Genomic DNA, 12,457 nt, shown 5'->3' with positions numbered 1-12,457 from the left:
CCTCAAGCCGGCTCGCCCCACAGACGCAGGCGCGACACGCCGCCGTCCGGGAAGATGTTGAACCGCACGTGCGTGACGGGGCCGAGCGCCGCGAGCGCGTCGAACGTGTGCACGTGGTCCATCTGCAGCTTCTGCTCGCCGAGCAGTTCGGCCCAGAACATCGCCTGCGTGACGAGCGAATCGTCGGTGCCACCCGTGACGTGCGCGGCCTGCAGCGAGCAGCGGTCGGGGAAATTGCCCTTGAAGAACGCCGTATCGACCTCGACGCGCCGGATGATACCCGGCCGCGCGAGCGCGACGATCGCCCAGTCGTTGCCGGGCTCGCGGCGGCGCCGCGTTTCCCAGCCGTCGCCCATGTTCACGCCGCGCCCCGGCATCAGCATCTGCGAGGCCGGGCCGAAGTGCTGGTTGTTCGCGGCCACCAGGTAGCCGCCGTTCTCGATCGCCGCGAGATCGACGAGCTCGCCGGCCGGCACGCGGCGCCAGTCGCGCTGCGGCTGGCCGTACACGCGCAGCCGCGCGAGCCCGCCGTCCGGGTACAGGTTCACGCGCAGGTGGGTGACCGGCCGCGCATCGTCGACGCTCACGTAATGGTGCGAATTGCCCTGCAGCGTCGTCGCGGGCACGATCGTGCGCCATTCGGCGTCGTCGGGCGGCGTGTCGCCGTCCACCGCGCAGGCCTCGATCGACGCGGCCGGCGGAAAGTTGCCGGTGAAGTGGCTCGTATCGAGATCGACGCCGTGGATCACGCCGGGCCGCGCGAGGCGCACCACGCAGAAGTCATGGCCGGTCGTGCGCTTGCGGCGCGTTTCCCAGCCGTCCATCCACTTGCCGTGGTCGTCGTACTTGCCGGGAATGAACACGGCCGGCTCGGGATTGAGCATGCGCTCCTTCGGCGCGAAGAATTCGTCGCTGGCAAAGAGCGCCTGCGCGCCCAGGCGCGGGTCGGCGAGGTTCATGTAGCGCCGCGTGAAAGCCGGCGCGTTCGGATCGAGGATGGGGGCTGCCATGTCGTCTCCATTGTTTCGAGAAGCGCCGGCGCGTCGGCGCGCCGGTCGCGTGAAGGTCGGTCGCACGGTGTGGCCGGGGGCGGCCGGCCAAGCGCGCCCGGCCAGGGGCGCCCGGCCAGGGAAGCCGCGCCGCGCGAGCGTCGGGGTCAGAGCGCGTGGGCCTGGTCGCCTGCGACGGGGGCGGCGCTGCCCGGCGCGTCGGCCACGTAGCGCAGTTCGCGATTCAGCACGCGCGTCGCGCGGGCGCGGTCGATGTCGTTCTCCCACACCGCGACCACCACCGTCGCGACGCAGTTGCCGATCAGGTTGGTCAGCGCGCGGGCGATGCCGACGAACCAGTCGACCGGCAGGATCAGCACGAGGCCGAGCACGGGAATCGCGGGAATCGCCGACAGCGTCGCCGCGAGGATCACGATGGCCGAGCCGGGGATGCCGTGCGCGCCCTTCGACGTGACGAGCGACACGAGCAGCACGACGATCAGGTCGTGCGTGGACAGCGGCGTGTTGGTGGCCTGCGCGATGAACAGCACCGCGAGCGTCAGGTAGATCGAGAAGCCGTCGAGGTTGAACGAATAGCCGGTCGGGATCACGAGGCCGACGGTCGAATCCTTGATGCCCATGTATTCGAGCTTGCTCATCACCTGCGGCAGCACCGCGTCCGACGACGCCGTGCCGAGCACGATCGACAGTTCCTCGCGCAGGTAGCGGATCAGCTTGAACACGGAGAAACCCGCGAGCCGCATCACGACGCCGAGCACGACCGTGACGAACACGAAGCAGCTCAGGTAGAACACCGCGACCAGATAGCCGAGCTGCTTGAGCGACGCGACGCCGTACTTGCCGGTCGTGAACGCGATCGCGCCGAGCACGCCGAGCGGTGCGAGCTTGATGATGAAGCCGATGATCCGGAAGAACACGTGCGACAGCTCCTCGATCAGCGAGTTGACGCGCTGCGCCTTGTCGCCGAGCAGCGACAGCGCCGAGCCGAACAGCACCGCGAACACGAGGATCTGCAGGATGTCGCCCTTCGCGAACGCGTCGATCGCGGTGTCGGGGATGATCTTCATCAGGTAGCCGGCCGTGTCCTTCAGGCTTTCGGCGTTCTTCGCGTACGTCGACAGCGACGCCGCGTCGAGCGAGCGCAGGTCGATGTTCATCCCGACGCCCGGGCGCGTGAACCACGCGAGCACGAGCCCGATGCCGAGCGCGAGCGTCGTCATCACCTCGAAGTAGACGACGGCCTTCAGGCCGACCCGGCCGACCTTCTTCAGGTCGCCCGCGTTGGCCATTCCGCTCACCACGACGCAGAACACGATCGGGCCGATCACCATCTTGATGAGCTTCAGGAAGCCGTCGCCGAGCGGACGCAGCGACTCGGCGAAGTGCGGGAAGAACGCGCCGAGCGCGACCCCCAGTATCAAGGCGACGACTACCCGGCCAAACAGCGAATTAAGGAATTTCGACACGGCGCTCTCCCGATCCAACGGTTGCAGTTTCGTCTGTTCATACTGGTAAGACCAGTGATGTTATGGTGGATAGTAGGAAGCCGATATAGTGGCGTCAAGGACGGACAAAATAGGGATTTCCCGCCCCCGCGCCCGTGCTTCCGGGGCCCGAAAGGGGGCGGATCGTGGCTTTCCCGTACGGCCGCGTGCACCGCCTGCGTGCGGATTACAATGCCGGTCAGACCGGCCATCGTTCACATCATGAGAAATGTTCCGCATACCGTGACCGACGCCGCCATCGCGACGATCCGCGACCGGATCGAGGCAGGCGTGTATCCGGTCGGCAGCCTGCTGCCGGCCCAGCGCCAGCTCTCCGAGGAGCTGGAGATCAGCCGCGCGTCGCTACGCGAGGCGCTGTCGACGCTCGAGGCGCTCGGGATGCTGCGCATCCGCGCGGGCAAGGGCGTGTACGTCGAAAGCGCGCAGGCGTCGGCCGCGCATCCGTGGCAATTCGCCGAGCAGTCGTCGCCGCCCGACACCTACCAGATGCGCTATGCGCTCGAAGGCTTCGCCGCGCGGATGGCCGCGCACGTCGTCAGCGACGCAGACATCGCATGGTTCGAGGACAACCTCGCGGACCTGCACGTCGCGCTGACCGACAGCGCGCTCGACGAGGCATCGCGGCTCGACTTCGACTTCCACATGCGAATCATCCATCTGGCCGGCAACGCGGCGATCGAGTCGATCCTGCGCAGCAGCGCGGACATCATGAAGGAAAGCCAGCGCATGCCGTTCTACCGGCGCGAGCTGCTGCTGTCGACGTGGCACGAGCACCGCGCGATCGTCGACGCGCTGATCGCGCGCGACGCGGCCGCCGCCGGCACCGCGATCGAAACGCACATCGCGAACGCCGCTCAGCGCGCGGGCGTCTTCTTCCCGACACCCGGCGCGTAACCCTTCCGCGCCGCCGCGCGGGCGTACCGGTCACCGCTCTGACCGATCGCGATGCGCCAGCATGCGGTCGATGAACGCGCGCCGCGACGCTGCGGCACGCGCCCTTGCGCGTGAGCAGCGCGGCCGTGCGCGTCGGCAGCAGCGGCTCGATCTCCAGCGCGCACAGGTCGCCGCTCACGCGCCCGACGGCCAGGAAACAGCGGATGTGGCGAAGAAGCATCGCGGCCACCGTATTGGTTTTGCCAATGCCGACCATAACGATCCAGGCTTGGACGCTATGGATCGATTCCCGCACCATACGCACATCCGCCTCCGTGCGTCGCCGCTGCTGGCGCACCGGGGCGGCACGCCCGGTCCGGCCGCACCGGCGATCCGCCACCCGCCCGATCCAGGCCCGGCCGCGATCCGCCCGGCGCGCATCGGCTCACCGCCGATCCTTCGACGCCGGCTCCGATTTCCGTCACCCCGCGCAGCCGATGGCCCCGTGCCGCCGGCCGGCGCCGCCGTTTTTCGCGACCATGGAACCGCATCACGACAACCACCCTCCCCTCACCCGCGGCATGACGCTGCTGTTCGCCGGCGCATGCGGCATCGTCATCGGCAACATCTACTACGCGCAGCCGCTGCTCGCGGCGATCGCGCACAGCTTCGGGCGCGCGCCGGCCGAGCTCGGCTATCTCGTCACGCTGACGCAGCTCGGCTATGCGGCCAGCCTGCTGCTGATCGTTCCGCTCGGCGACGCGGTCAATCGCCATACGCTGATCGTGCGGCTGCTGATGCTCAACGTCGTCGCGCTGGTCGCGGTCACGTTCAGCACGAACTTCACGATGTTCGTCGTCGCGAACGTCGCGGTCGGCTTCGTCACCTGTTCGACGCAACTGCTCGTGCCGTTCGCCGCGTCGCTCGCCGATGCGCGCTCGCGCGGCCGCGCGGTCGGCACCGTGATGAGCGGGCTCCTGCTCGGCATCCTGCTCGCGCGCGTCGCGGCCGGCGCGATCGCCGACGGGTTCGGCTGGCGCGCGGTGTACGGCATCGCCGCGGCGATGGTGCTCGCGCTGACCGCCGTGCTCGCCGTGAAGCTGCCGAAAGATCGCCGCGACGCGCGCGTCGACTATGCGGCGCTGATGAAATCGCTCGTCGCGCTGGTGCGCGCGCAGCCGCCGATCGCGCTGCGCTCGACCTACGGCGCGCTCGTGTTCGCCTGCTTCAGCCTGCTGTGGACGGGTCTCACGTTCCTGCTGAGCCAGCCGCCTTACCGCTATTCCGAAGGGCAGGTCGGCCTGTTCGGCATCGTCGGTGCGGTCGGTGCGCTCGCGGCGACGTCGGCCGGCCGGCTCGTCGATCGCGGTCACGGCAACGCGGCCACCGGCCTGTTCGCGGCGGCCGTGCTCGCGTCGTTCGCGCCGATCGCGGCCGGCGCGCATTCGCTCGCCGCGCTGATCGCCGGCATCCTGCTGCTCGACGTCGGCGTGCAAGGCATGCACATCTCGAACCAGAGCGTGATCTATGCGCTGGCCGGCCATGCGCGCAGCCGCGTGACGACCCTCTACCTGACGAGCTACTTCATCGGCGGCGCGCTCGGCTCGTTCGCGGCAAGCGTCGCGTACGGCCTCGACGGCTGGCGCGGCGTGTGCATCGCCGGCACGGCGCTGTCGGGCGTGCTGATCGCGTTGTGGCTCGCCTCGCAGCGCGCCGGCACGCGGCAGGTCACGCAGTGATGCGGCAGGCCGGCAATCCGCTGGCGCCGCATGACGAAAAAGGCACGCGCCGCGCATCGCGGGCGTGCCTTCTTGCCAAGGGCGCCGCTGCCGTCCCGACGCGCGAGCGCCGCACCGTCACGCGGCGTCGTTCGCGAAATCGATCAGCACCTTCATCGCGCGCTGCCGGTCGCCCGCCAGTTCGAACGCGCGGTTCGCGTCGCGCATCGGAAACACGCGCGTGACGGCCGGCCGCAGGTCCACGCGCCCGGCGTTGATCAGTTGCACCGCGAGCGCGAACTCCGCGTGGAAGCGGAACGAGCCGCAAATCGACAGTTCCTTCGCGACCACGACGTTCTGCGGCAGGCTCACGTCGCCGCCGAGCCCGAGCTGCACGACGACGCCGCGCGGCCGCATCACGTCCAGCCCGTCGCGCAGCGCGCGCGCATTGCCCGAACACTCGATCATCACGTCGAACGTGCCCTTGTCGGCGCCGTAGCGCTCGACCCAGCCGGCATCGGCCGCCGCGTTGATCGTGCGGTCCGCGCCAAGCGCGCTCGCCACCGCGAGCGGCGCGTCGACGACATCGGTCGCGACGATCTCCGCGGCGCCGTGCACGCGCGCCGCCGCGACCGCCAGCACGCCGATCGGCCCGCAACCCGACACGAGCACGCGCTTGCCGATCAGCGCGCCCGCGCGCGACACCGCATGCAGGCCGACCGCGAACGGCTCGGCGAGCGCCGCGAGCTGCAGCGGCACGTGATCGGCGACCTTCACGCACTGCACCGCGTCGCACACGAGCGCATTGCGGAACGCACCCTGCACGTGCGGCATCCGCATCGCGCTGCCGTAGAAGCGCATGTCGAGACACTGGTTCGGCAGCCCTTCGAGACAGTAGCGGCAGGCGCCGCACGGCCGGCTCGGGTTGACCGCGACGCGATCGCCGACTTTCACCGACGTCACGTCCGGCGCCACTTCAGCGACGGTGCCGGCGACCTCGTGGCCGAGCACCATCGGCTGCTGGAGCCGGATCGCGCCGAAGCCGCCATGCCGGAAGTAATGCAGGTCGGAGCCGCAGATGCCACCCATCGCGACGTCGACGCGCACCTGGCCCGGGCCGATCTCGCCGGCGTCCTGCTCCTCGATCCGCAGGTCGTTCGGCCCGTGAATCACGACACACATGCAACGCATACGCATGACACGCTCTCCTCGTTAGACGGCGCTGGTCAGGCCGCCGTCGACGAACAACGTCTGGCCATTCACGAAATCGGACGCGGCCGACGCGAGGAAGATCGCCGCGCCGCACAGCTCGTCGACCTGCCCCCAGCGGCCGGCCGGCGTGCGCTTGCACAGCCAGTCGGAAAACGCCGCGTCGTCGACCAGCGCGCGATTCAGCTCGGTTTCGAAATAGCCGGGCGCGAGGCCGTTCGCCTGGATGCCGTGGCGCGCCCAGTCGGCGCACATTCCTTTGGTCAGCATTCGCACCGCGCCCTTGGTCGCCGCATACGGCGCGATCGTCGGCCGCGCGAGCTCGCTCTGCACCGAGCAGATGTTGATGATCTTCCCGTGGCCGCGCGCGATCATGTGCCGCGCGACCGCCTGCGCGACGTTGAACACGCCGTCGAGATTCACGCGCATCAGTGCATGCCAGTCGTCCGGGTCGAATGCGTCGAGCGGCGCGCGACGCTGGATGCCCGCGTTGTTCACGAGGATGTCGATCGCGCCGACGCGCGCCTCGAAGTCGTCGATCGCCGCGCGTACCTGCGCGTGCTCGGCCACATCGAACACCGCATGGTCGGCCGCGAAGCCTTCGTCGCGGAACTGGCGCGCGAGCGTCGCGGCCTTCTCTTCATTGCGATCGTTGATGACGATCGCCGCACCCGCTTCCGCGAGCCCGCGGGCGAGCGTCAGCCCGATTCCGCGACCGGAACCGGTAATCAGCGCGCGGCGGCCGTCGAGGCGGAACCGGTCAAGCGCATGGGTCATGGATGTCTCCTCGTGCCGGTCGAGCCGGCTGCCCATCGCAGTCGGTCTCGCATCGACGGTATCTTCGGCCGCCGGCGCGGGCCGCGCCAATGGTCTTTTTTGATCCGGTTATCATGAAAACTGATTACCGCCTTCTCGCACCCGCCGCCCCAATGGAACTCAAGCAATTGCGCGCCTTCGTCACGCTCGCGGAAGAGCTGCATTTCGGGCGTGCCGCGCAGCGCCTGTGCATCGTGCAGCCCGCGCTGAGCATGCAGATCAAGGCGCTCGAGGCGGAACTCGACGCGCGCCTGTTCGAGCGCGACCGGCACAAGGTCGAATTGAGCGACACCGGGCGCGTGTTCCTGCCCGAAGCGCGGGCGACGCTGCAGCAGGCCGCGCGCGCGGAGCAGATCGCGCGGCGGTCGAGCCGCGGCGAAATCGGCACGCTGCGGATCGCGTTCGTGTCGTCGGTCTTGCCGGCGCTGTTGCCGGCCGTGCTGCGCACGATGCGTGAGCGCTATCCGTTGATCGCGCTCGAGCTGAAGGACATGCCCACGCCCGACCAGATCGCCGCACTGCGCGAGCGCCGGATCGATTTCGGGATGATCCGGCTGCCGGCCACCTACGCGGGCATCGACACGCGCGTGGTGCTCGAGGAAGGCTTCGTCGTCGCGCTGCCGCTCGACCATCCGCTGGCCGTGCACGACGCGATTTCACCGGCAGCGCTGCGCGGCGAGCCCACGTTCGTGCTCGCGCGCCGCTACGCGCCCGGCTTTCACGACGACATGCTGCTCGCATTGAGCCGCGCGGGCACGACGCTCGACATTGCGCAGGAGTTCGGGGAATTCACGACGATGCTCGCGCTCGTCGCGGCCGGCATGGGGATCGGGCTGATCCCGGCGGAAGCGGCCAGCGCGCTGCCGCCGAACGTGCTCGCGCGGCCGCTCGACCTGGCCGGCCACCGCAGCGGCGTCGGCCTCGCGTGGACCGATCTCGACAGCCCGCTGAAGCGCGCGTTCGTCGATGCGATCGGGCAGGTGACGGCGAACGCCGGGCAATAAAAAACCCGGCCGGGAAACTCCGGGCCGGGTTCGTTCGCCACGCCGGCCGCCTTGCGGCGGCCGCGCGACGTGCGCGATTACTTCGCGTTCGCGAATGCGACAGCCGTATCGAGCATGCGGTTCGAGAAGCCCCACTCGTTGTCGTACCAGCTCGACACCTTCACGAGACGGCCCGACACCTTGGTCAGCGTCGCGTCGAACGTCGACGAAGCCGGGTTGTGGTTGAAGTCGATCGACACCAGCGGTGCGTCGTTGTAGCCGAGGATGCCCTTCAGCGCGCCTTCCGATGCTTCCTTCATGATCGCGTTGACTTCCTCGACCGTCGTGTCGCGCTTCGCGATGAACGACAGATCGACGATCGACACGTTGATCGTCGGGACGCGGATCGCGTAGCCGTCGAGCTTGCCGTTCAGCTCCGGCAGCACGAGGCCGACGGCCGATGCGGCGCCCGTCTTCGTCGGGATCTGGCTGTGCGTGGCCGAACGCGCGCGGCGCAGGTCTTCGTGATAGACGTCCGTCAGCACCTGGTCGTTCGTGTACGCGTGGATCGTCGTCATCAGGCCGGTTTCGAGACCGATCTTGTCGTTCAGCGGCTTGACGAGCGGCGCGAGGCAGTTCGTCGTGCACGATGCGTTCGAGATGACCGTGTGCTCGGCCTTCAGCACGTCGTGGTTCACGCCGTAGACGATCGTCGCGTCGACGTCCTTGCCGCCCGGCGCCGAGATGATCACCTTCTTCGCGCCGCCCTTCAGGTGCGCGCTCGCCTTTTCCTTCGTCGTGAAGAAGCCCGTGCATTCCATCACGACGTCGACGCCCAGCTCGCCCCACGGCAGTTCGGCCGGGTTGCGGTTCGCGAGCACGCGGATCTTGTCGCCGTTCACGACGAGGTAGTCGCCGTCGACCGACACGTCGCCCGGGAACTTGCCGTGCGCGGTGTCGTACTGGGTCAGGTGCGCGTTGGTCTTCGCATCGCCCAGGTCGTTGATCGCGACGATCTCGAGATCGTGCTTCTTGCCGTTTTCATAGAACGCGCGCAGCGTGTTGCGGCCGATACGGCCGTAGCCGTTGATTGCGACGCGAATCGTCATGGTCTATCTCCTGATGGCTGAAAAAATTCGTTTCGTGCAGCTTCACGGTGCGACGCGCGCAACGGGTGGCGCGCGTCGCGTATGCTTTCAGGCCAGCACGGCCTTCACGGTCTCGACGACGTGCTCGACGGTGAAACCGAAGTACTTGAACAGCACGCCGGCCGGCGCCGATTCGCCGAACGTGTCGATCCCGACGACGCCGCCCTCGAGGCCGACGTACTTGTGCCAGAAGCTCGTCACGCCCGCTTCGATCGCGACGCGGCGCACGCCGTGCGGCAGCACGCGTTCGCGGTATTCGGCGTCCTGGCGATCGAACACGTTGGTCGACGGCATCGACACGACGCGGGCCGCGATGCCCTGTTGCGCGAGCGGCTCGACGGCCTTCATCGCGAGTTCGACTTCCGAGCCCGTCGCGATCAGGATGATCTTGCGCGCGACGATTTCGTCGTCCCAGTCCTTCAGCACGTAGCCGCCCTTCTCGATGTTCGCGATCTGCGCATCGGTACGCGGGTTGAACGCAAGGTTCTGACGGCTGAAGATCAGGCTCGACGGACGATCGGCGGCGACCGCGTGGGTCCACGCGACGGCCGTCTCGACCGTGTCGGCCGGACGCCAGACGTCGTGGTTCGGGATCAGGCGCAGGCTCGACACGTGCTCGATCGACTGGTGCGTCGGGCCGTCTTCGCCGAGGCCGATCGAATCGTGCGTGAACACGAAGATCGACGGCACCTTCATCAGCGCGGCCACGCGCAGCGCGTTGCGGCTGTAGTCGGAGAACGTCAGGAACGTGCCGCCGAACGGCTTGTGGCCGCCGTGCAGCGCGAGGCCGTTGATCGCGGCGCTCATGCCGAATTCGCGCACGCCGTAGTTGATGTGGTTGCCGAGCAGCACGCCCGCGCCTTCCGGATTCGCGCGCACCGCCTTCGACGCCTTCCAGTTGGTCAGGTTCGAGCCGGTCAGGTCGGCCGAGCCGCCGAGCAGCTCGGGCAGCGCGGCGGCGAGGCCTTCGATCGCCTGCTGCGACGCCTTGCGGGTCGCGACCGTCTCGGCGCGCTCGTTCGCGCCGGCGATGATCGCCGCGGCCTTCTCGGCCCAGTCGGCCGGCAGCTTGTTGGCCATCCGGCGCTCGAATTCGGCCGCTTCCGCCGGGAACTTCGCGCGATAGGCCGCGAACGTCGCGTCCCATTCGGACTCGGCGCGCTTGCCGGCTTCCTTCGCGTCCCAGGCCGCATAGACTTCCTGCGGAATCACGAACGGCTCCCACTTCCAGCCGAGCGCTTCGCGCGTCTTCGCGATTTCTTCCGCGCCGAGCGCCGCGCCGTGCACGTCGTGGCCGCCGGCCTTCGTGGCCGCGCCCTTGCCGATCACCGTCTTGCAACAGATCAGCGTCGGCTTGTCCGACAGCTTCGCCTTCGCGATGGCCGCGTCGACCGCGTCGACGTCGTGGCCGTTCACGTTCGGGATCACGTTCCAGCCATACGCTTCGAAGCGCTTCGGCGTGTCGTCGTGGAACCAGTTCACGACGTCGCCGTCGATCGAGATGCCGTTGTCGTCGTACAGCGCGATCAGCTTGTTCAGCTTCAGCGTGCCCGCGAGCGAGCAGGCTTCGTGCGAGATGCCTTCCATCAGGCAGCCGTCGCCGAGGAACACGTACGTGTGGTGATCGACGATCTTCGCGCCGTCACGGTTGAACTCGTCGGCCATCAGCGCTTCGCCGAGCGCCATGCCGACCGCGTTCGCCAGACCCTGGCCGAGCGGGCCGGTGGTCGTCTCGACGCCCGGCGTGATCCCGTATTCGGGGTGGCCCGGCGTCTTCGAGTGCAGCTGGCGGAAATTCTTCAGCTCCTCGATCGGCAGGTCGTAGCCGGTCAGGTGCAGCAGCGAGTACAGCAGCATCGAGCCATGGCCGTTCGACAGCACGAAACGGTCGCGGTCGGCCCAGTGCGGGTTCGCCGGGTTGTGCTTCAGATGGCGCGACCAGAGCGCGACGCCGATTTCGGCCATGCCCATCGGCATGCCCGGGTGGCCGGAGTTCGCTTGCTGGACGGCGTCCATCGCGAGCGCACGGATCGCGTTGGCCATCAAGGTGGTGGAGGCGGGAGACGAAGTCGTCATGTCGAGTCCGGAGAACGAGTCGAGGAAACGGGGGCACGGCGGCATCCGGAAGCTCGAGCGTCAATCGTTCCCGGCGCGCGGTGCGGCGCCTGACGGACGCGAAGCGGACGGAGCCAACGGACGGGGCTGCAAAGCTCGTCATTTTAACAGATGGGCCGGCATTTCCCTTGTCGGCGCGTCGTGTTCCGGCACGGTTTTCCGCCAAACCGCCCGCCTCCTATAATTCAGGCGTCGGAACTGCCCGCCTCCCGCGGCCCACCCGTGAGCACGACCCTTCTCTTCCATCCCACGCCCAACGCCGCCTACGGCTTCCCGAACGCACGCCGGCTCGCGCACGTGGCGTCGCCGCACCAGCGCATCGAAGTCTGGGAAACGCCGCAGCTCGGCCGCCTGTTCACGCTGGACGGCCGGCCGATGACGTCGGTCGGCGACGAGTACGTGTATCACGAATGCATGACGCACCCGGCCGCGCTCGCGCATCCGGCGCCGAAGAAGGCGCTCGTGCTCGGCGGCGGCGACGGCGGCGCGGCGCGCCAGTTGCTCAAGCACGCGTGCATCGAACGGATCGTGATCGCCGAGCTCGACCACGAGGTGATCGGGATGGCGCGCCGCTATCTCGACGACGTGCACCAGGGCGCGCTCGACGACCCGCGCGTCGAGGTCGTGATCGGCGACGCCGCGCACTTCGTCGATTCGACGGTCGAACATTTCGATCTCGTCGTGTTCGACCTCACGCCGCCCGATTCGCCGGCGGCCGGCCTCTATACGCGTGCGTTCTACGCGCGGCTCAAGCGAATCCTCACGCGCTGCGGCGCGATCTCGATGCATCTCGGCTCGCCGGTGTTCCATGCCGCGCGCATCGCCGCGCTGCTCGACGATCTGCGCGCGAGCTTCGCGGTCGTCGACCCACTGTCGGCGCACGTGCCGCTGTACGGCTCGCAGTGGCTGATGGCGATCGCGAGCGACACGCTCGATGCGGCCGCGCTGTTCGCGCACGACGTCGACGAACGGCTCGCGGCCCGCCGCGTCGACGGCTTGCGCTACTACGATGCGCGGCTGCATGCGTCCCTCTTTGCCCTGCCGCGCGCGCTGCGCGATACACTGGGCGTTCGCCGCTGA

10 protein-coding genes and 1 pseudogene are annotated in these 12,457 nt (G+C 68.6%); 4 read left to right on the top strand and 7 right to left on the bottom strand.

Annotation, left to right across the window (positions count from 1 at the left end):
* Window positions 1-2: 2 nt before the first annotated feature.
* Both alc and WS64_RS01540 read right to left on the bottom strand, forming a co-directional pair.
* Window positions 3-1,010, bottom strand: coding sequence for an allantoicase (gene alc, locus WS64_RS01545; protein WP_060965567.1), 1,008 nt, complete (start codon window positions 1,008-1,010; stop codon window positions 3-5).
* A gap of 146 nt (window positions 1,011-1,156) precedes the next feature.
* The gene (locus WS64_RS01540) at window positions 1,157-2,476 is read right to left on the bottom strand and encodes a C4-dicarboxylate transporter DctA (RefSeq protein ID WP_059581022.1); all 1,320 of its coding nucleotides are present in this window, start codon (window positions 2,474-2,476) and stop codon (window positions 1,157-1,159) included.
* 210 nt (window positions 2,477-2,686) lie between these two features.
* Between WS64_RS01540 and WS64_RS01535 the strand changes: the two genes are divergently transcribed.
* Complete coding sequence (locus tag WS64_RS01535; protein WP_179231710.1) at window positions 2,687-3,409, top strand: FadR/GntR family transcriptional regulator; 723 nt, start codon at window positions 2,687-2,689, stop codon at window positions 3,407-3,409.
* 30 nt (window positions 3,410-3,439) lie between these two features.
* On the opposite strand, the pseudogene WS64_RS35625 reads toward WS64_RS01535, so the two are convergent.
* Window positions 3,440-3,650 (bottom strand): annotated as a pseudogene (locus tag WS64_RS35625) (transcriptional regulator CynR); the annotation flags it as partial.
* 277 nt (window positions 3,651-3,927) lie between these two features.
* Between WS64_RS35625 and WS64_RS01530 the strand changes: the two are divergent.
* A complete protein-coding gene (locus tag WS64_RS01530; protein ID WP_060966870.1) occupies window positions 3,928-5,127 on the top strand; it encodes an MFS transporter in 1,200 nt (399 codons plus the stop codon).
* A gap of 117 nt (window positions 5,128-5,244) precedes the next feature.
* Here the strand turns inward: WS64_RS01530 and WS64_RS01525 are convergent, their stop codons facing one another.
* Together WS64_RS01525 and WS64_RS01520 are read right to left on the bottom strand one after the other, a co-directional pair.
* Window positions 5,245-6,303: an L-idonate 5-dehydrogenase gene (locus WS64_RS01525; RefSeq protein WP_060965566.1), complete on the bottom strand. Its 1,059-nt coding sequence runs from the start codon at window positions 6,301-6,303 to the stop codon at window positions 5,245-5,247.
* Window positions 6,304-6,318: 15 nt separating this feature from the next.
* Complete coding sequence (locus WS64_RS01520) at window positions 6,319-7,092, bottom strand: SDR family NAD(P)-dependent oxidoreductase (protein WP_060966869.1); 774 nt, start codon at window positions 7,090-7,092, stop codon at window positions 6,319-6,321.
* Window positions 7,093-7,244: 152 nt separating this feature from the next.
* Between WS64_RS01520 and WS64_RS01515 the strand changes: the two genes are divergently transcribed.
* A complete protein-coding gene (locus WS64_RS01515; protein ID WP_060965565.1) occupies window positions 7,245-8,135 on the top strand; it encodes a LysR family transcriptional regulator in 891 nt (296 codons plus the stop codon).
* A gap of 77 nt (window positions 8,136-8,212) precedes the next feature.
* Here the strand turns inward: WS64_RS01515 and gap are convergent, their stop codons facing one another.
* Together gap and tkt are read right to left on the bottom strand one after the other, a co-directional pair.
* Window positions 8,213-9,223 carry a type I glyceraldehyde-3-phosphate dehydrogenase gene (gap, locus tag WS64_RS01510; RefSeq protein WP_059581011.1) on the bottom strand — a complete coding sequence of 337 codons (1,011 nt, stop codon included), beginning with the start codon at window positions 9,221-9,223 and terminating at the stop codon, window positions 8,213-8,215.
* An 87-nt stretch (window positions 9,224-9,310) separates the two neighbouring features.
* The gene (gene tkt, locus WS64_RS01505; RefSeq protein WP_060965564.1) at window positions 9,311-11,383 is read right to left on the bottom strand and encodes a transketolase; all 2,073 of its coding nucleotides are present in this window, start codon (window positions 11,381-11,383) and stop codon (window positions 9,311-9,313) included.
* 216 nt (window positions 11,384-11,599) lie between these two features.
* Between tkt and speE the strand changes: the two genes are divergently transcribed.
* Entirely contained in the window at window positions 11,600-12,457 is an 858-nt protein-coding gene (speE, locus tag WS64_RS01500) for a polyamine aminopropyltransferase (protein WP_060965563.1), read from the top strand.

It is taken from the genome of Burkholderia anthina, assembly GCF_001547525.1.
GTDB lineage: Bacteria > Pseudomonadota > Gammaproteobacteria > Burkholderiales > Burkholderiaceae > Burkholderia > Burkholderia semiarida.
The sequence above is the reverse complement of the archived record's forward strand: the minus strand, read 5'-3'. Positions and strand labels throughout refer to the sequence as shown.